This is a genomic window from Dactylosporangium sp. NPDC006015, from assembly GCF_040614215.1.
GTDB classification, from domain to species: domain Bacteria; phylum Actinomycetota; class Actinomycetes; order Mycobacteriales; family Micromonosporaceae; genus Dactylosporangium; species Dactylosporangium maewongense.
Genome location: NZ_JBEXUD010000029.1, coordinates 1 through 19,605, shown reverse-complemented (window position 1 = coordinate 19,605; position 19,605 = coordinate 1). Strand labels below are relative to the sequence as shown.

13 protein-coding genes and 1 riboswitch are annotated in these 19,605 nt (G+C 70.6%); of the genes, 9 read left to right on the top strand and 4 right to left on the bottom strand.

Annotation, left to right across the window (positions count from 1 at the left end):
• Positions 1-45: 45 nt before the first annotated feature.
• Positions 46-969, top strand: coding sequence for a sigma-70 family RNA polymerase sigma factor (locus tag ABZ321_RS37690; protein WP_344513770.1), 924 nt, complete (start codon positions 46-48; stop codon positions 967-969).
• Positions 970-1,616: 647 nt separating this feature from the next.
• Here ABZ321_RS37690 and ABZ321_RS37685 read toward each other — a convergent pair.
• On the bottom strand, positions 1,617-2,363 hold the full coding sequence (locus tag ABZ321_RS37685; RefSeq protein WP_354900315.1) for a methyltransferase domain-containing protein: 747 nt from the start codon (positions 2,361-2,363) through the stop codon (positions 1,617-1,619).
• A gap of 45 nt (positions 2,364-2,408) precedes the next feature.
• Positions 2,409-3,392 carry an NlpC/P60 family protein gene (locus ABZ321_RS37680; RefSeq protein WP_354900313.1) on the bottom strand — a complete coding sequence of 328 codons (984 nt, stop codon included), beginning with the start codon at positions 3,390-3,392 and terminating at the stop codon, positions 2,409-2,411.
• A gap of 8 nt (positions 3,393-3,400) precedes the next feature.
• Positions 3,401-3,545, bottom strand: a riboswitch (cyclic di-AMP (ydaO/yuaA leader).
• A gap of 291 nt (positions 3,546-3,836) precedes the next feature.
• On the opposite strand from ABZ321_RS37680, the gene ABZ321_RS37675 reads away from it, so the two are divergent.
• The 7 genes from ABZ321_RS37675 (at position 3,837) to ABZ321_RS37645 (ending at position 14,409) form a co-directional block, all read left to right on the top strand.
• On the top strand, positions 3,837-4,610 hold the full coding sequence (locus tag ABZ321_RS37675; RefSeq protein ID WP_344513691.1) for an ABC transporter ATP-binding protein: 774 nt from the start codon (positions 3,837-3,839) through the stop codon (positions 4,608-4,610).
• A 17-nt stretch (positions 4,611-4,627) separates the two neighbouring features.
• Positions 4,628-5,392 carry an ABC transporter ATP-binding protein gene (locus ABZ321_RS37670; RefSeq protein ID WP_354900311.1) on the top strand — a complete coding sequence of 255 codons (765 nt, stop codon included), beginning with the start codon at positions 4,628-4,630 and terminating at the stop codon, positions 5,390-5,392.
• The gene (locus ABZ321_RS37665; protein WP_354900309.1) at positions 5,389-7,200 is read left to right on the top strand and encodes an AMP-binding protein; all 1,812 of its coding nucleotides are present in this window, start codon (positions 5,389-5,391) and stop codon (positions 7,198-7,200) included. Before ABZ321_RS37670 ends, ABZ321_RS37665 begins: the two co-directional genes overlap by 4 nt.
• Entirely contained in the window at positions 7,197-8,084 is an 888-nt protein-coding gene (locus ABZ321_RS37660; protein WP_344513697.1) for a branched-chain amino acid ABC transporter permease, read from the top strand. The genes ABZ321_RS37665 and ABZ321_RS37660 overlap by 4 nt, the downstream gene beginning before the upstream one ends.
• Positions 8,081-9,181, top strand: a complete 1,101-nt coding sequence (locus ABZ321_RS37655) for a branched-chain amino acid ABC transporter permease (protein WP_354900307.1) — start codon at positions 8,081-8,083, stop codon at positions 9,179-9,181. The genes ABZ321_RS37660 and ABZ321_RS37655 overlap by 4 nt, the downstream gene beginning before the upstream one ends.
• A gap of 22 nt (positions 9,182-9,203) precedes the next feature.
• A complete protein-coding gene (locus ABZ321_RS37650) occupies positions 9,204-10,511 on the top strand; it encodes an ABC transporter substrate-binding protein (RefSeq protein ID WP_344513701.1) in 1,308 nt (435 codons plus the stop codon).
• A 211-nt stretch (positions 10,512-10,722) separates the two neighbouring features.
• Positions 10,723-14,409: a PQQ-dependent sugar dehydrogenase gene (locus tag ABZ321_RS37645; RefSeq protein WP_354900304.1), complete on the top strand. Its 3,687-nt coding sequence runs from the start codon at positions 10,723-10,725 to the stop codon at positions 14,407-14,409.
• Here ABZ321_RS37645 and ABZ321_RS37640 read toward each other — a convergent pair whose 3' ends face one another.
• The gene (locus ABZ321_RS37640) at positions 14,410-15,246 is read right to left on the bottom strand and encodes a DUF5753 domain-containing protein (RefSeq protein WP_344513705.1); all 837 of its coding nucleotides are present in this window, start codon (positions 15,244-15,246) and stop codon (positions 14,410-14,412) included. It abuts the gene before it with no gap.
• A 76-nt stretch (positions 15,247-15,322) separates the two neighbouring features.
• Positions 15,323-16,105, bottom strand: a complete 783-nt coding sequence (locus tag ABZ321_RS37635) for a hypothetical protein (protein ID WP_354900302.1) — start codon at positions 16,103-16,105, stop codon at positions 15,323-15,325.
• A 243-nt stretch (positions 16,106-16,348) separates the two neighbouring features.
• Between ABZ321_RS37635 and ABZ321_RS37630 the strand changes: the two genes are divergently transcribed.
• On the top strand, positions 16,349-19,012 hold the full coding sequence (locus ABZ321_RS37630) for an EAL domain-containing protein (RefSeq protein ID WP_354900300.1): 2,664 nt from the start codon (positions 16,349-16,351) through the stop codon (positions 19,010-19,012).
• Positions 19,013-19,605: the final 593 nt, after the last annotated feature.

Genomic DNA, 19,605 nt, shown 5'->3' with positions numbered 1-19,605 from the left:
GGATGGACGGGGAGGGGCCCGAAGGTGGAGAACGTGAAAGTGGAGATGCGACCCGATACAGGTGCAGAAGAGCGTGACCTGGTTGGTGTGTACCTGCATGAGATCTCCCGCACGCCGCTGCTCGACGCCGCTTCTGAGGTCGAGCTTTCCAAGGCGGTCGAGGCTGGTCTCTATGCGGAGCACCTGCTGGACGAGGGCCGGCTGCCCGACGGTGTGAGCGCCGCCGAGCTGCAGCGCCTCGTCGACGAGGGCGAGCGGGCCAAGGACCGGTTCATCCGGGCCAACCTGCGGCTCGTCGTGTCGATCGCGCGGCGCTATGTGCGGTCCGGCATGCCGATGCTCGACCTCATTCAGGAGGGCAACACCGGCCTGGTCCGCGCCGTCGAGAAGTTCGACTACGTGCGCGGCTACAAGTTCTCGACATACGCGACATGGTGGATCCGCCAGGCGATCAGCCGGGCGATCGCGCAGCAGGAGCGCACGGTCCGGCTGCCCGTCCACCTCGTCGAAGACGTCAACCGGATGCGCAACGTCGCGCGTCAGCTGACCCGCGAGCTCGGCAACGACCCCGAGCCCGAGCAGCTCGCCACCGCCCTCGGCGTCCCCGTCGAGCGCGTCCACGAGCTGAAGCGCTGGTCCCAGGACACCGTCTCGCTCGACACGCCGGTCGGTGACGACGGTGACACCAGCCTCGGCGACCTGGTCTCCGACTCCGACGCACCGTCGCCGGAGGACGTGGTCCTCGCCGCCCTGGAGCGCCAGCGCATCGAGGGTCTGCTCAATCACCTCGACGACCGGTCCGCGGGCATCATGCGCGCCCGCTACGGTCTGGAGGACGGCCGCGAGCACTCGCTGACCGAGGTCGCGAGCCGGTTCTCCCTCTCCCGTGAGCGCATCCGCCAGCTGGAGATCCAGGCCCTCGGCCGTCTCCGCGAGCTGGCCCGTGCCGAAGGCCTCCAGGCCGCCTAGCCCGCAGACGACCCGCAGCCCCTGACCGTCCCGGTCGGGGGCTGCTTCCACATGTTGGGACGCTTAGGTCTCGTTTAGGTCACCGACCATCGATCAACGCCCACGTCCCGTAGCGGTGCCGGCTCGCCCTCAACATTGCGGCACGACGCCCCGGGACCGGCCGCCGGCGCCCCGGCCCGTAACGCAGCGTCAGGAGCGGCGCGGGGCGGGTGCCCGGCTGGCGGCGCGGTGCCGGGAATCGCCCGCCGGGTCCCTTCGATGACGCGTCGCCCGGCTCGCCCGCCGACGTGCCCGCCGGCGGCCCGTCCTCCGGCCCGACCGGCGACGCCCCGGCCCGGGTGACAGAGGCGTCCCCTCCGTGCCGAGTCCTGGCCGTGCCGCGGTCCGGGTGGGCGGGGCGTTCCCGGCTGGTCGGCGGCGTCCGGGCCGGCTGGGCGGCGCTCCTGCCCTGCCCTGTCCGTGCCGTGCCGCGTCCGTGCCGTGCCGTGTCCTGGCCGTGCCGTGTCCGTGCCGTGCCGTGTCCTGGCCGTGCCGTGTCCTGGCCGTGCCGTGCCGTGTCCTGGCGGTGCCTGCCGCGGTCCGGGTGGCGGCCCGGCTGGTCGCGGTGCCAGGGCCCGGGGTGGCGGGCCGGCGGTCGGTGGGCGGGGTCAGGGGCGCCGGGCCACGACGAAGAGGCGCGGGAAGGGCAGGATCGTGCCGAACGGCTCGCGGGGGTAGCGCTCGCGCAGCGCGGCGGCCACCCTGGCCCGGAAGTCGTCGAGCTCCGCACCGGACAGGGCGTCGAAGTAGGGGCGCAGGCCGGTCCCGCTGAACCACTCCAGCACCGGGTCCTCGCCGGGCAGGACGTGGAAGTACGTCGTCTCCCACGCGTCCACGGCCAGGCCGAGCCCGGCGAGGGTGCGCACGTACCAGGCCGGCTCCCGCACCGGCGTCGCGCCGCGCGGCCCCAGGACGGTCGGGTCCAGGATGTCCGCGTCGAGGATCGGCCCGCCCGTCGGGACCTGGAACGCGAGCGTGCCGCCGTCGTCGAGCGCCGCGGCGAGCGTCGGCATCAGCGCGGCATGGTCGTCGACCCACTGCAGGGAGGCGTTGGCGACGATGACGTCCACGGAGCCGCGCTGCGGCCGCCACCCGGCGATGTCGCCGAGCTGGAACGACAGCTGCGGGGTGCCGAGCGCTGCCGCCTTCGCGAGCATCTCGGGGGAGGAGTCGATGCCGAGCACCGCCGCGTCCGGGTAGCGCGTCGCGAGGGTCGCGGTCAGCGTGCCCGGCCCGCACCCGAGGTCCACGACCGCGACCGGCGCGGTGGTCTGGATGCGCGCCACCAGCTCGTGGAAGGGCCGCGCCCGCTCCTCGGCGAAGCGGCTGTACTGCTCGGGATCCCAAGAGGCCATGCCCCAATCTTGCCGGGCATGGCCTCTTCGACGTGCTGTCAGGGCTTACTTGTGCGGTCTGCCGTAGCCGTACGTGTCGCTGCGGCCGTCGATCGACTGGACCTCGACGTTCCGCCCCGTCGTCGGGGCGTGGATCATCTTGCCGTTGCCGATGTAGATGCCCACGTGCCCCAGGCCACGGAAGAACGCCAGGTCGCCGGGGGAGAGCGCGGACCGTGAGATGTGCGTGGTCTTGCTCCACTGCTGCGCCGCGTTGTGCGGCAGGATGACGCCGGCCGCCTTCCAGGCGCCCATGGTCAGGCCGGAGCAGTCCCAGCTGCTGGGTCCGGCGGCGCCCCACTTGTAGGGCTCGCCGAGCTGGGCGCAGGCGAAGGCCACCGCCGCGTTCGCCGGTGACGTGCACTCGGCACCGAGCGCGACCTTGACACCCGTGGAGCCGGTGCCGCCGGTGGTGGAGCGGCGGCGGAGCGCCTCGAGCTTCTTGACGTCGCCCTCGATCTTCTTCTTCTTGGTCTCGAGCTCGGTCTTCTGCGCGGTCTCCGCGGCGAGCGTCTCGTCGATCTTCTTCTTCTCTTCGTCCAGCTTCGACTTGGCCGACGTGAAGTCGGCGATCTCGTGCTGCTGGTGCTTGCCGATCTGCTGCAGCGTGGTCAGCTGGTCCATGAGCGTGTCGGACGACCGCGCGTTGAGCACGATGCTGAGGTTCTGCAGGCTGCCCGCGCCCTTGAACGCCGCGACGGCGATGACGTCCACGTTGGCGTTGGCGTTGGCCATGTTGTCGACGTAGGGCTGGAGCTTCTTCTGCAGCTCGGCGGCGGCCGCCTGGGTGGCGGCCAGATCGCCATTGATCTTGTTGTAGGCCTCGACCAGGTCTTCGAGCTCGTCGCCCGCCTTCTGGATCTGGGCGTCGATCTCGGCCGCTGTCGGATCGGCCTTGGCGACACTCGCGGGCGCCACGATCGCCAGCGACACGACCCCGATGAAGAGCGTGCGCAGCAGGGACCGTTTGGTGCGGTGTCCAGCGGACAAGGGATGACCCTTCTTCACCGACCGCCTACCGGGTTAGCTGACGGGTTCGGGCGGGAAGAGTGCGCCCTACCGCGCTGTGCGGATTCACCCCAAGGACCCTGGGTCCCCGGCTCGACAGCGCCAGAGCGGCGCTCGACTCGGCGGCGCTTGCCCGGCGCCGCCCGGGGTGGGCGACGGACTGCCGTGCAGGCCAGGACATAACTTAACGTGATCACCAACGAAGCGAAACCCGCGAGCGTTGTTGAATATCGATTACCCCAAAAGTCCGAATCACGGCGGGTTGTCGCTCCACATCGGACAGTGACGCACCACAGAAGATGGTGTTGACGGACACACAATTGGGGCTTGATTCTGCTCTGAGACCCGGTTAAATACACGTAACTTTATTCACCGTCGATGCACATAGTTCGCCCACTCCGAACACCCCCGGAGGAGCGTCACCGGATGTTGCGTGTCCAGAACCTCGAGGTCGTCTACGACGACGTGATGCTGGTGCTGCGAGGCGTCAGCCTGCAGGTCCCACCAGGACGCATCGTCGCGCTGCTCGGCGCGAACGGTGCCGGCAAGACCACGCTGCTGCGGGCCCTGTCGGGCCTGCTCGGCGTCCACGACGGCGCCATCACCAAGGGCGCCATCACGCTCGACGAGAAGCCCATCCACCGGCTCAAACCGGCCGCCGTGGTCCGCCGCGGCGTCTCGCAGGTGATGGAGGGGCGCAGGACCTTCGCCGAACTGACCGTCGAGGAGAACCTGCGGCTCGGCGCCCACACCCGCCCGAAGGGCCGGGCGGAGGCGATGGACCGCATGTACACCCTGTTCCCCGTGCTCGCGCAGCGCCGCGGCAGCATCGCCGGCTACCTCTCCGGCGGCGAGCAGCAGATGCTGGCGATGGGGCGGGCGCTCATGTCGGACCCGGCGTACCTGCTGCTCGACGAGCCCAGCCTCGGGCTCGCGCCGCGCCTGGTCGAGCAGGTCCGCGACCTGATCGTGCAGATCAACCAGGCCGGCACCGGCGTGCTGCTGGTCGAGCAGAACGCGACCATGGCGCTGTCGATCGCCGAGCACGGATACGTGCTGGAGACGGGCAAGGTCGTGCTCGACAAGCCCGCCGCCGAACTGCTCGCCGACGACGACATCCGCGAGTTCTACCTGGGACGGGCCGAGCGGTCCTTCCGCGACGTGAAGCACTACAAGCGTCGCAAGCGCTGGCTGTCATAGAAAAATCAGGAGTCGCCGTGCTGCGTTTCGAAGACGTCCGGCTCAGCTTCGCCGGCGTCAAAGCCATCGACGGGGTTTCGTTCACCGTCGCCAAGGACGAGCTCTTCGCCGTCATCGGGCCCAACGGGGCCGGAAAGACGTCGATCTTCAATGTGATCTCCGGGGTGTACCGGCCGCAGCAGGGCAAGGTGTCCCTCGACGGCGCCGACCTCACCGGACTGCGCCCGGACAAGGTCGCCAAGCTGGGCGTGGCGCGCACCTTCCAGAACGTCGAGCTGTTCCAGCACCTGACCGTGCTGGAGAACCTCATGCTCGGCCGGCACCACCACATCCGCTACGGCACGCTCGCCGCGATCGCGTGGCTCGGCCGGGCCCGGCGCGAGGAGATCGCCAACCGGGCCGTGGTCGAGGACATCGTCGACTTCCTCGAACTGGCGCAGTGGCGCCGGCTGCCGGTGGGGTTGCTGCCGTACGGCGTGCAGAAGCGCGTCGAGCTCGGCCGGGCCCTCGCGATGGAGCCGAAGCTGCTGCTGCTGGACGAGCCGGTCGCCGGGATGAACCTGGAGGAGACCGAGGACATGGCCCGCTTCATCCTCGACGTCCGCGAAAAGCTCGGCGTCCCGATGATCCTCGTCGAGCACGACATGGGGCTCGTCATGGACCTCGCCGACCGGGTGATGGTCGTCGACTTCGGCGTCCCCGTCGCCACCGGCACGCCCGCCGAGGTGCAGAGCAACCCCGACGTCCTGCGCGCCTACCTGGGGGAGGTGGAGCGAGCATGACGATCGCCGAACTGGTCAGGCGGCACGCGGAGCGCACGCCCGGCGCCGTCGCCATGCGGGAGAAGCACCGCGGCATCTGGCGCGAGATCACCTGGCGTGACTACTGGAAGACCGCGGAGACCGTCGCCCGGGCGCTCAGGTCGCTCGGCGTCCAGCCCGGCGACCGGGTCGCGATCCAGTCGGAGAACCGCTCCGAGTGGCTCTTCGTCGACGTGGCGACCGTCGCGGTGCGGGCGGCGACCGTCGGGCTGTACCCGACGAACCCGCCGGACGAGGTGCGCCACATGCTCGCCGACTCCGGCGCCCGGATCCTCTTCGCCGAGGACCAGGAGCAGGTGGACAAGGCCCTGGCGGTCCTGGACGACTGCCCCGGGCTGGAGTGGATCGTCTACCTGGAGCCCAGGGGCATCCGCGGCCGGTACAAGCACCCGAAGCTCATCGCGTGGAGCGACCTCCTGGCGTCGCACGCGGACGCGGAGCCGATCGAGCTGGCCTCGGACCCCGGCGACGTGGCCACGCTGATCTACACGTCCGGCACGACCGGGCGGCCCAAGGGCGCGATGCTCACCGTCGCCAACGTGGACTTCGCGATCCGGGTCCTGGTCGAGGGCGGCGGGTTCACCGACCCGCCACCGGGGCCGCACGACCTGACCCTGTCCTACCTGCCGCTGTGCCACGTCGCGGAGCGGGTCTTCACGGTCTGGTTCAACGCCGCCGCCGGCGTCACCGTCCACTTCGGCGAGTCGATCGCGACCGTGCAGGCCGACCTGCGTGAGGTGCAGCCGACGATCCTGTTCGGGGTGCCCCGCATCTGGGAGAAGATGATGGCCGGCATCACCGTCCGGCTCGGCGGGGCGTCGCCGCTCAAGCGGGCCAACGCGCGGCTGTGGCTGCGGGTCGCGGACCGCATCGGCGCCACCCTGGAGGCCAACGGCGGGCGGCACACCACCGGCAGCCGGCTGCGGTACGCGATCGGCTGGCTGCTGTGCTACCGGGCGCTGAAGGACCGCATCGGCGTCCGCCGGGTCCGCTACGCCGCCAGCGGCGCCGCCCCGATCGCCCCCGACGTGCTGCGGTTCTTCATGGGCATCGGGGTGCCGATGCACGAGGTGTACGGCATGACCGAGAACACCGCGATCGGCACCGCCAACCGCCCGGGCCGGATCAGGCTCGGCACGGTCGGCGAGGCGCACAGCGGCGTCGAGATCCGCATCGCCGACGACGGGGAGATCCAGACCCGGCACCCGGGCACGTTCGCCGGCTACTTCCGCAACCAGGCGGCGACCGACGAGGCGATGACGGCGGACGGCTGGCTGCGCACCGGCGACGTCGGCGAGCTGCTCGACGGTACACACCTGAAGATCACCGACCGGTCGAAGGACATCATCATCACGGCCGGTGGCAAGAACGTGGCGCCGAGCGAGATCGAGAACGCGCTGAAGGCGTCGCCCTTCGTCAAGGAGGCGGTCGTCATCGGCGACCGGCGGGCGTTCCTCACCGCCCTCATCGGCATCGAGCTCGACACCGTGGGGGAGTGGGCGCAGCGCCGCGGCATCGGCTACACCACCTACCGCGACCTGGCCGGCAAGCCCGAGGTCATCGCGCTGATCCAGGGCGTGGTCGACGCGGTCAACGCCGGCCACAACCCGGTCGAGCAGGTCAAGACGTTCCGGATGCTGCCCAAGGAGCTCGACCACGAGGACGGCGAGCTCACCGCGACGCAGAAGGTCCGCCGCGGCGCCGTCGCCACGACCTTCGCCGCGCTGGTCGACGACATGTACGGGAGCCTGAACAGGAGCACAGTGTGAAGGACTTCCTCGAGAGCGTCCTGCGCGGCATCGGCACGGGCAGCGTCTACGCGCTGCTCGGCCTCGGGTTCGTGATCATCTACAAGGCCACCCGGGTCATCTCCTTCGCCCAGCCCGCGTTCATGCTGGCCGGCGCGGTCCTGGTGACCTACCTCGCCGGTCCGCTCGGCTTCTTCCTCGCCCTGGCCGCCTCCGCCGTGCTCACCGGCGGCATCGCGCTCGGCGTGGAGCGGCTCGCGGTCCGCCCGATGATCGGCCGGCCGGTGTTCACCGTCGCGATCATCACGCTCGGCATCGACATCGCCGTCCGGGTCGTCGTCAACGGCGCCATCGGCCTGGACGTGCGGCAGGTCGGCGACCCGTGGGGCCTGAAGGTGTGGAAGCTGCCCGGCGGCGTCCAGGTCGAGCAGCGACACGTCGCGATGGTCCTCACCACCGCCGTGCTCATCGCCCTGCTGTTCGTGTTCTTCCGGTACACCCGGACCGGCCTGGCGATGCGGGCCGCCTCCTACGACCAGGAGGCGGCGCTCGCCCAGGGCGTCAGCGTCGGGTCGGTGTTCGCGCTGTCGTGGGCGCTCGCCGGCGCGCTCGCCGCGGTCGCCGGCACGTACGCCGCCGTCGGCGGAAGCGTCAGCGAGTCGCTGTGGCTGATCGCGCTGACGGCCCTGCCGGTGATCATCCTCGGCGGCCTCGACTCGCTGCCCGGCGCCGTCATCGGCGGCCTCGTCGTCGGCACCGTGCAGGAGCTCACCGCCACCTATCAGGGCTCGGTGCCGTGGCTCGGCGGCAACATCTCGGTCGTCACGCCCTACGTGGTGATGTTCCTGGTCCTGCTCGTGCGCCCCTACGGCCTGTTCGGCACCCGGGAGGTCGAAAGGGTATGAGAAACCGTCCGCTGCTGCGCACCTCGTACAACCAGGAGCTGGCGCTGCTGGACACCACCTCGAAGAAGGTGGCGGTCGGCATCCTCCTCGCGGTCGGGGCGGCGCTGCCCTGGCTGGTCGAGGACCAGCTGCTCCAGCTGATCGGGCTCGCCTGCGTGACCGCGATCGGCGCGATCGGGCTCAACATCGTCACCGGCTACGCCGGGCAGGTGTCGCTCGGGCACGCGTTCTTCCTCGCCATCGGCGCCTACACCGCGGCCGCCATCGCCGGCGACCCGGACGCGCGGACCATCGGGTTCGGGGTCCAGGAGATCCTGATCTGGCTGCCCGCCGCCGGTCTCGTCGCCGCGGTCGCCGGTGTACTGGTGGCGCCGCTCGCCACCCGCCTCCGCGGCCTGTACCTGGCGATCGTGACGCTCGGTCTGGTCTTCATCGGCGGCCACGTCATCAACGAGTGGTCGGAGCTGACCGGCGGGCCCGGCATCGGCCGGCAGCCCCCGGCGCCGAAGCTGCTCGGCTACGACCTGAACGCCTCCGACGCGTTCCTCACGAGAGATCAGAAGCTGTACCTGCTGATGCTCGTGCTGCTCGTCCTCGCGGCTCTCACGGCGCGCAACCTGGCGCGCTCGCGGGTGGGCCGGGCGTTCACGGCCATCCGGGACCGCGACATCGCGGCCGGCGTGATGGGCGTGAACCTGGCCAGGTACAAGACGATCGCCTTCGGGGTGTCGTCGTTCTACGCCGGCTGTGCCGGTGCGCTGCTCTACGTGGGGGTCGGCTACTTCGACCCGACGACCTTCAACCTGCTGCTGTCGGTGCAGTACATCGCCATGGTCCTCATCGGCGGTGCCGGCACGGTCAGCGGCGCGATCCTGGGTGCCTTCCTCATCACGCTGCTGCCGCGGCTGATCCGTGAGGTGCCGTCATTCCTGCCGTTCATCAGCAACTCGCCCGCGGAGTCCCCCAACGCCTACCAGCTCGAAACCGTCCTCTACGGCGTGTTGATCATCGTGTTCCTGATCTTCGAGCCGCGCGGGCTGTTCGGCATCTGGATCCGGCTCCGCACGTACTGGAAAGCCTGGCCGTTCTCGTACTGACCTCGTCGTAAGGAGCTCCTCAATGAAGAGGTTGGGCATGATTGCCCTCGCCGCGGTGCTGACCGTCGGCTCACTCGCCGGATGTCGCGGCAGTGATAACAGCGACAACACGGACAACAAAGGTTCGTCGGGCCCGAAGTCGGACGTCGGGATCACCAAGGAGCCCTGTCCCAAGTCGGAGCACAAGGACCGGGGCTGCATCTACCTCGGCATCATCTCCGACCTGACGGTCGGGCCGTTCCACGTCCTCGCCGTGCCGATCACCGACGCGCAGAAGGCGTTCTGGAAGCGGGTCAACGCGCAGGGCGGCATCGGCGGCTACGACATCGACGCCGAGACCTACGTGCGGGACAACAAGTACAACCCGCAGACGCACAACGAGGCGTACCAGGAGATGAAGGGCAAGGTCCTCGCCCTCGCGCAGAGCCTTGGCTCGCCGACCACCGCGGCGATCCTGCCCGACATGAAGCAGAACAACGTCATCGCCGCCCCCGCGGCGTGGACGTCGGCGTACGCGTTCGAGGACAACATCCTCGAGTCCGGCGCCAACTACTGCATCGAGTCGATGAACGCCGTCGACTACGCCAACGAGACGTTCAAGCCCAAGACGGTCATGGCGGTGCACCTCGCCGGCGACTACGGCGACGACGCCGCGGCCGGGGCGAAGATCGCCGCGGAGAAGCTCGGCATGACGTTCATCAACGTGAAGACCGACTCCGGCACCGACAAGCAGGCCGGCGCGGTCACCGCGATCGTCACGCAGAAGCCCGACCTGGTCATCCTCACCACCGGGCCGGCGGACGCGGCCGCGATCGTCGGCGGCGCCGCCCAGCGCGGCTTCAAGGGCCGGTTCATCGGCACCAGCCCGTCGTGGAACCAGGGCCTGCTGGCGACCGCCGCGGCGCCCGCGCTGAAGGCGCTCTACGTGCAGTCCTCGCCGTGGAAGTCCTGGGCCTCCGACACCCCGGGGCACAAGGCGATGCGCGAGGCGCTGCCGGGCGTCACGCCGAACGACGGCTACACGTCGGGCTGGGTCTGGTCGTACCCGCTGCTCGCCGCGCTCAAGAAGGCCCAGGCCGACGGTGACCTGACGCGGGCCGGCCTGCTCAAGGCAGCCAAGTCGCTCACCAAGGTCGACTACGAGGGCATGCTGCCCGACGGTGCCGGCAACTACGCCGCCGGCGCGGACGGCATCTTCCGCCAGTCGCTCATCTACAACCCGACCGTCGGCGCGGGCGGTCCCAACGACATCAAGCTGGAGAAGGACTACTTCACCGGCTCGGTCGCGAAGGACTACAAGCTCGACAAGCCCTGCTACGAGAAGCTGTAGACACCCCTGCGATGACGACGACCCGTTCGGCCGGCTGGCCGAACGGGTCGTTTTTTCCGCCGCCGGTGTCCGGAGTGGTCGGATTCGAGGCGAAGTCGCACGTCGCGGGTCGGCAACGCGACATTTCCTCGCCATCTGGCGATCGGTAGGCTGGCGCAATTTCCGGACTCCCGTCTCTCTGTAACCCCCATCGAGAGGACGGTTCATGTCGATGCGTCGACGTACCGTGCGCGCCTTGCTCGCCGCCCTGCTCACCGCCGGCACGCTCGTGCCGATCGCCGGCTCGCCGCCGGCCGCCGCGTCGACGCTCCCGACCGGCTTCCAGGAGCAGGTCGTCTTCAGCGGCCTGACCAACCCGACCAACATCGAGTTCTCGCCTGACGGGCGCGTGTTCGTCGCGGAGAAGCGGGGTCTGATCAAGGTCTACGACAGCCTGTCGGACCCGACCCCCGACGTCTTCGCCGACCTGCGCACCAACGTCCACGACCAGTGGGACCGCGGCATGGTGGGCCTCGCGCTCGCGCCCGGCTTCCCGACGAACCCGTGGGTCTACGTCCTGTACTCCTACGACGCGCTGCCCGGCGGCACCGCGCCGAAGTGGAACGATGTCTGCCCCGACCCCAACAACGGCAACTGCGTCATCACCGGCCGGCTGTCGAGGCTGCAGGCCAGCGGCAACCAGATGGTCGGCACCGAGCAGGTGCTGATCACCGACTGGTGCCAGCAGTTCCCCAGCCACTCCGTCGGCGACCTGCGCTTCGGCGCCGACGGCGCGCTCTACGCCTCCTCGGGTGACGGCGCCAGCTTCAGCGCCACCGACTACGGCCAGTTCGGCAGCCCCGCCAACCCGTGCGCCGACCCGCCGTCGCCGGCCGGCACGGCGCTGAGCACGCCCACCGCCGAGGGTGGCGCGCTGCGCTCCCAGGACGTCCGCACCCTCGCCGACGCGACCCAGCTCAACGGCACGATCATCCGGATCGACCCGGTCACCGGCGCGGCGCTGCCGACGAACCCCAACGCCGCCCTGGGTGACGCCAACGCCCGGCGGATCGTCGCCTACGGCATGCGCAACCCCTTCCGGTTCACGTTCAAGCCCGGCACCAACGAGCTGTGGAGCGGCGAGGTCGGCTGGAACACGTACGAGGAGATCAACCGGATCGCCAACCCGGTCGCCAGCACGATCGGCAACTACGGCTGGCCGTGCATCGAGGGGCCGAGCCCGCAGAGCGGCTACGACGGCGCGAACCTCAACATGTGCGAGTCGATGTACGGCGCGAACCCGGCCGTGCCGAACGTCCAGCCGTACTACTCCTGGAACCACAACGCGAAGGTCGTCGCCGGCGAGAGCTGCCCGAGCGGCGGCTCGTCGTCCTCCGGCGTGGCGTTCTACCCGGACAGCGGCCCCTACCCGGCCGCCTACCGCGGCGCGCTGTTCTTCTCCGACTACAGCCGCGACTGCATCTGGGCCATGATGCCCGGGACCGCCGGTGGCCTGCCGTCGACGTCGAACATCATCACGTTCGCCGCCGGCGCCGCCAACCCGGTCGACCTCGCCGTCGGCCCCGGCAACGAGCTGTACTACGTGGACCTCGGCGGCACCGTGCGCCGGATCCGCTACTACAACGGCAACCAGCCGCCGGTCGCGTCGATCACCGCCAACCGCACCTCCGGCGGCACGCCGCTGGCCGTGACCTTCGACGGCTCGACGTCCTCCGACGCCGACCCCGCCGACCAGGGCCTGCTCACCTACCAGTGGGACTTCACCAACGACGGGACCGTCGACGCCACCGGGGTGACCGCGAACTTCACGTACACCACCCCGGGCACCTACACGGCCAGGCTGCGCGTCACCGACACCCTCGGCGCCACCAACGACAAGACGATCACCATCACGGCCGGTAACGACGCGCCGACCGGGGTCATCGACACGCCGGCCTCCTCGTACACCTGGGCCGTCGGCGACGCGATCAGTTTCACCGGTCACGCGAGCGACCCGCAGCAGGGCACGCTGCCCGCGTCCGCGCTCAGCTGGACGACCGTGCTGCACCACTGCTCGTCGCCGGGGGTGTGCCACGAGCACCCGCTGCAGACGCTCAACGGCGTCGCCAGCGGGACGCTCACCGCGCCCGACCACGAGTACCCGTCATACCTGGAGCTCAGGATGACGGCGACCGACGCGGGCGGGCTGACCAGCACCACCACCGTCAACGTGCAGCCCAAGACGGTCGACCTGACGTTCGTCAGCAACCCGGCCGGGCTCAACCTGACGGTCGGCGCGACGAGCCAGACCGCACCCTTCACCCGCACCGTCATCCAGGGGTCGACCAACACGGTCAGCGCGCCGACGCCGCAGCTGTACAACAACGTGCCGCAGGCCTTCGGCAGCTGGTCCGACGGCGGGGCGCAGACCCACGTGATCACCGCCCCGGCGACCGCGCGCACGTACACCGCGACCTACGCATCCTCGTGCAAGGACACCTTCGGCTACGTCTGCTCGGCGTCGCCGCGGGCGTTCGTGCCGGCCGACGGCACCGTGCTGCCGCTGACCGGTGACGACAACATGAGCCAGGTGACGCTGCCGTTCGGCTTCAAGTTCTACGGCACGACCTACACCTCGGCCTGGATCGACACCAACGGCCGGCTGAGCTTCGCCAACCAGGGCTCCTCCACCACCGAGCACGGCGCGATCCCGTCCACGGCGACGCCGAACTCGTCGGTGTACGCCTACTGGACCGACCTCGTCGTCGACGGCTCGGCCAGCGTCCGCACCGCGGTGACCGGCTCGGCGCCCAACCGGCAGTTCATCGTCGAGTGGCGCAACGCCTACCAGTACGGGTTCACGTCCCGGCGGATCAACGCCGAGGCGATCCTGTACGAGAACGGCGACGTCGTCACCAACTACTCCGGCATCGACAACACCGCCGAGGCCGGCGCGTCGTCGACGGTCGGCATCGAGAACGCCACCGGCACCGTCGGCATCCAGTACTCCAACAACACCTCGGCGCTGCAGAACGGCATGGGCGTGCTGTTCAAGGCGCCGGGCGGCGGGGAGGACCCACCGCCCGTCACCGGCACCGTGACCGGCACGGTGACCAACCAGGGCAGCGGCACGCCGGTCGCCGGCGCGACGGTGACGCTCACCCCCGGCGGGTCGACGAAGACCACCGCCGCCAACGGCACCTACACGTTCACCGGCGTGCCGGCCGGGTCCTACACGGTGACCGCCTCCGTCGGGTCCGGCGGGCAGTGCGGCGGGGGCGGCGCCTCGGCCCCGGTGACCGTCGCGGCCGGCACCTCGACCGTCAACCTGGCCCTGACGCAGGGCGCCGACGCGTTCGGCTACACCTGCGCCGACGGGCCGCGCGCGTTCATCGACGCCGACACGCCGCTCACCCTCACCGGTGACGACGCGATCGTCCAGCTGACCACGCCGTTCCCGGTCAAGCTGTACGGCACGTCGTACACCTCCGTCTGGGTCGACACGAACGGCAAGGCGAGCTTCGTGAACCCCGGCGCGGCGAACGCCGACCACACGACCCTGCCGACCACGGCGGCGCCGAACGCGACGGTCTACCCGTTCTGGTCGGACCTCGTCGTGGACGGCCAGTCCAGCGTCCGCACCGGGACAACGGGTGCGGCGCCGAACCGGGCGTACGTCATCGAGTGGCGCAACGTGTACCTCTACGGCAACACGTCGCGGCGCCTCACCTTCGAGGCGGTCTTCTACGAGAACGGCGACATCGCGTTCGCGTACAAGGAGCTCGACAACGCGTTCGAGCAGGGCAGCACGGCGACGGTCGGGATCGAGAACGCGGCCGGGACCGTCGCCTACCAGTACGCCAACAACCAGCCGGTGCTGGTCAGCGGCAACGGGGTGCTCTTCCACCCGCCGGCCTGATCATCCCCTCTTGAGTTCCGCGGCGACCTGCCGCATGAGGTCGATCGAGGCCTCGTGCGGCAGGGCCTTCGCCGCCAGCCGGCGCAGCCCCTCGGCGTGCTGAGCGATCTGCTCCGGCTCCTCGATCAGCTGCCCGCCCTTGTGCAGCATGCCGTCGTCGGCGCCGAACTCGAGCACGGTGAACGCGCCGTCCCACCCGACGTGGTAGCCGGCGTTGAACGGCACGATCCGCACGTCGGTGTACTCCCGATGCGCGAACTCCACCGCGTGCTCGATCTGGTCGACGAGGACGGCCTCGTCGTCGTGCAGCGGCAGCCGGCGCAGCACCGACTCGTCGATCAGCGCCTGGAACTTGGACGGCTGGTCACGCTCGAACAGCTCGCTCTGCCGCCGCAGCCGGAACTCGACGCGCTGCTCGTGATCGCCGGCCCTCTGCTCGGCGGTCGTCGCGGTCGCGTAGCGCCGGGTCTGCATCAGCTCGGGGAACTGCATCGGCTCGAACGTGCCGACGAACACCGCCTCCGCCTCGAACCCCACATAGGTGAGCAGGGGACCGGGCAGGGTCGAGCGGTACTCGTCCCACCACATCCGCCGTTTCGCCGCCCGAGCCAGCTCCAGCAGGTCGTCCACCAGCTGGGTGTCGTGCAGCCGGTAGTACGCCAGCAGGCTGCGCAGGTCGCTGACCGAGATGGCGACGGTGCCGTTCTCGATCCGGATCAGCTTCGACAGTGACCACTCCATTTCGGCGGCCACCAGGTCCTGGGTCAGTTCACGTTCTCTCCGGAGCCGGCGCAACTCGGCTCGAAGGCGACGCTTGCCCACGATCGGTCCACTCATGGACTGTTCCCCCAAATCGCGTCCAGATGGCAACGCGGCGTCTCTACCCGATTCGCGGCGAATGCACCTGGTGATTTCAGCCCACGTCTGCTTGTGAGGGGGCGTGCGCCGCCAGGAAGATCTCGGCCATCGCGCTGGCGGGAGCACCGGCGGCGCCGCTGGGTGAGCCGCGGCGGGCGAGGTTCAGGCCGACCAGGACGCCGGCGGCGACCGCGAGCGCGACGACCACCACGCCGACCGCGATCCACCATGCCGTGGTGCTGCTCATCCGGCCCGGTGGCGGCGCGACCTGGGTTGCCTGGGCGGTCTGGGCTGCCTGGGCGGTCTGGGTGGTCTGGGTGGTCTGTGGAGTGGGCGCTTGTTCGAGCGGCTGCTGGAGCGGCTTCTGCTCCTTGGACGGGCGCTGCATCGGTACAGCTGCCGCCGTTGCTTTTGTGGCTTTTTGTGCTTTTTCCTGGTTCTTCCTGTTTGGTCGCACCGGCGGAGGTGGGGGCATGACCCCCGCCGGTGCGTACGTGTCCTCGTCCAGGAGCTCGTCGCCCTCGGTCGTCGCCCAGGGGGAGGGGCGGACGGTCCAGTTGGACGCCCGGGCGTAGTAGACCGGTGCCTCCGGCGGGTGCGTGTCGCCGGCCTGCCGCCTGGGTGGTGGCTGGCGGGCGGGCGGTGGCGTCCCGGGTGGAGGGGCCGGCGGGATCTCCGGCGCCTGGCGGTCCGGTGTGGTCGGTGCCCAGGGGGAGGGGGCGACCGGCCGGACCTGTGGCGCCGTCCGGGAGCGAGGCACCTCACGCGGCGGCGGGAAGTAGATCCCGTCCTCCGCATGGTCGTCGTCGCGACGTCTGTGGTGCCGGCCCTCGGTCATCGAGTTCCTTTCTCGTCGGCGAGGCCGCTACGCAGCGCAAGGGTGAGGAAGCACGCTGCGGTCAACCTAGCACTGGGAACCGTCGATGTGTGACCGCTCGGCTACTCCTTGATCAAAGGTCCTTAGCGGTATCTGAGGATCGCACAATTGGGACATTTTTCTGGAACCTCTCAGATCTGGCGCTGTACGGCCGAATGTCCTGCACGTTCGGGCGGGCGTTCGGTATTGGTGGTGGCTCTGTCGATGTCGGTCGATGTGCGGTCGGTGTGGTCGCATCGCGCGCTGCGCGCCGCCGTGATCCTCGCCGTGCTCAGCACCGGCTGGCTCGCCGCGCAGTGGCCGCACGCGCTCATCCACCCGGCGATCGGCTGGATCCCCGTGCCGCTCAGCGCGGGCCTCGGCGCCGCCGTGTGCTTCCGCACCGCCCGCCTCGCCGGAGAGGCCGGACGCTTCTGGCGCCACCTCGGCATCATCATGCTCATCCTGCTCGCCGGCGTCATCAGCAGCGCCGTGGACAGCCTGGCCGGCCCGGACGCCCCGACCCAGCGCTCCGGCGGCTTCACGATGGTGCTGTACCTCGGCGCCGTCCTGGTCCTCGTCTGGGCCCTGCTGCGCCTCCCCGTCCGGCGTCGCATGATCACCTTCAGCCTCGACCTCGCCGTGGTGGTCTGCGCCACGACGCTCGTCGCGTGGTTCTTCGCCGTGCAGCAGTCGCTGGAGGTCGCCCGGGTCACCGGCACCGTCTGGACCATCTTCGGCATCCTGCTCATGCTGTTCGCCGGCCTGCTCGCGGTCGCGAAGGTCGCCCTCGCCGGCACCGGCGGCCTCGACCGTGCCGCCCTGTGGGTCCTCGGCGGCACCGTCCTCATGGGCGCCGGCCTCGGCGCGATCGCGCCGCTGCTGGAGTCCCGGCCGTACCTCAACGACTGCCAGCTGTCGATCCCGGTCTGCGCCGCCGGCATCGTCCTCGCGGCCCTCGTCCAGCGGCACGCGACCCCGGCCTCCCTCGCCGCCCCGCGCAAGCCGTCGCGGCCGTTCAGCCTGCTGCCGTACCTGGCGGTCATCGTCGCCGACGGCTTCGTCCTGGCCGGCGTCGGACCCGACCAGACCCAGACCCGGATCCTCGTCGGCGGGTCGGTCCTGCTCACCCTGCTCGTCGTCGCCCGCCAGCTGGTCGCCTTCTACGAGAACAGCAGCCTGCTCGCCCGCGTCGACGCCAGCATGCTGGAGCTGCGGCGGCACGAGCGCCGGTTCCGCTCCCTCGTGCAGAACTCCAGCGACATCTTCGCCATCACGGACGCCGCCGGCCGCGTCACGTACGCCAGCCCGAGCCTCATCCGCTTCCACGGCATCCCCGCCGACCGCTTCCTCGGCAGCATCGCCAGCGAGCGGGTCCACCCCGACGACCTGGCGCCCCTGCGCCGGCAACCGGCCGTGCCCGGCACCGCCCGCACCGCGCAGATGCGCCTGCGGCACGCCGACGGCACCTGGCGCTGGTTCGAGGTCGTCACCACCAACCTCCTGCACGACCCCAGCGTCCGCGGCATCGTCAGCAACGCCCGCGACATCACCGAGAGCCGCCGGTATCAGGACCAGCTCGCGTACCAGGCGTCCCACGACGCCCTCACCGGCCTCGCCAACCGCGCCCTCTTCAACGCCGACACCGTCCAGGCCGTCCGCGACGCCCAGTCCTCCTCCAGCGGGCTCGCCCTCGCCCTCGTCGACCTCGACGACTTCAAGGCCATCAACGACCGCCTCGGCCACGCCGTCGGCGACGCCCTCCTCGTCGAGGTCAGCGAGCGCCTCCGCACCAGCGTCCGCCCCGGCGACACGGTCGCCCGCCTCGGCGGCGACGAGTTCGCGGTCCTGCTGCCCGACGCCACCGCCGCCGAGAGCGCCCGCATCGCGGAGGCCTTCATCGACGCGCTCGCCGTCCCCGTCCGCGCCGCCGGCTACGAGCTGCTCATCCAGGCCAGCATCGGCGTCGCCCGCCACACCGCCGACTGCGACGCCTCCGACCTCCTGCGCCGCGCCGACATGGCCATGTACGCCGCGAAGGAGCTGGGCAAGAGCCGCTGGGTCGAGTACGGCCCCGAGCTCGACGCCCACGCCGTCGAACACGCCCAGGTCGCCGCCGAACTGAGCCAGGCCCTCGACCGCGACGAGCTCTTCGTCCTCTACCAGCCCATCGTCGGCCTCCCCGACGGCGAGGTCCGCGGTGTCGAGGCCCTCGTCCGCTGGCGCCACCCCACCCGCGGCCTGGTCTCACCGGTCACGTTCATCCCCGTCGCCGAACGCACCGGCCTCATCGTCCCCATCGGCGCCTGGATCCTGCGCTCGGCGTGCGCCCAGGGCGCCCGCTGGGCTCGCGAACTGGGCCCCCTGGCCCCGTGGAAGATCAGCGTCAACGCCTCCGCCCGCCAGCTGCTCGAACCCTCCTTCGTCGCCACCGTCGCCTCCACCCTCGCCGACACCGGCCTGGACCCCGCCCGCCTCACCATCGAGATCACGGAGACAGCGGTCTTCGGCGGCGGCCGCGCCCTGGACACCGTCCGCGCCCTGCACGCCCTCGGCGTGAAGATCGCCCTCGACGACTTCGGCACCGGCCACTCCTCCCTCGGCCTGCTGCGCACCTGCCCCGTGGACGTCCTCAAGGTCGACAAGTCCTTCGTCGACGGCGTCACCGGCACCGTCGAACAGGAGGCCATCGCCACCTCCATCAGCGAGATCGCCCAGGCCCTCCGCCTGGAAGCCGTAGCCGAGGGCGTCGAGACCGCCGCCCAGGCCGACCGCCTGCTGGAGCTCGGCTACCACCTGGCCCAGGGCTTCCACTTCGCCCGCCCCCTCCCAGCCGACGAGATCGCCCCCCTCTGCACCCACCCCGCCGTCCCAAACCTGACCCACTGACCCCACAACCACCTTTCGGGATCACGAGTCTCCCCGGCGCGGAGACCGTAGTGCGCGGATTCGCAGCAGTGGGTGAGCTGATCGGGCCGGGGTTCCGTACGGCGGCCTCGGGCCTGACTCGGACACCATGACGCCCGGGACGCCATGACGGGCGGACGCGGTTCGGGGTCGCCGGGATCTCGATCCGGTCGGCGCCGGGTCCCACGCGGCGGTTTCGGGCTCGACCCGGCGCCCGCGACGTGCATGCCATGGCGGGTGGATTTCGCGTCGCGGTCGGTCACAGCAGATGTTCGACCGACTGAGGTCGAGGACGCGGAGCAGTCTCGGGCGCAACGGCACAGAACCATGCGCAAGCGGCCAGCACTCATGATCCGGAAGACTTTATGCAGCCAGGGACCTGCGAGCGAACCCCGCCAACGCCAGGACGTCGCGCCACGGGACGTCACGCCCCGGAGAGTTCATCTGCGCGGACACGCAGGGACGGCGCAGGCCCGACGCGGCGCAGGCGCGGCGCGGGGGCGAGACGGCGCAGGCGCGGCGCGGGGGCGAGACGGCGCAGGCGCGGCGCGGGGGCGAGACGGCGCAGGCGCGGC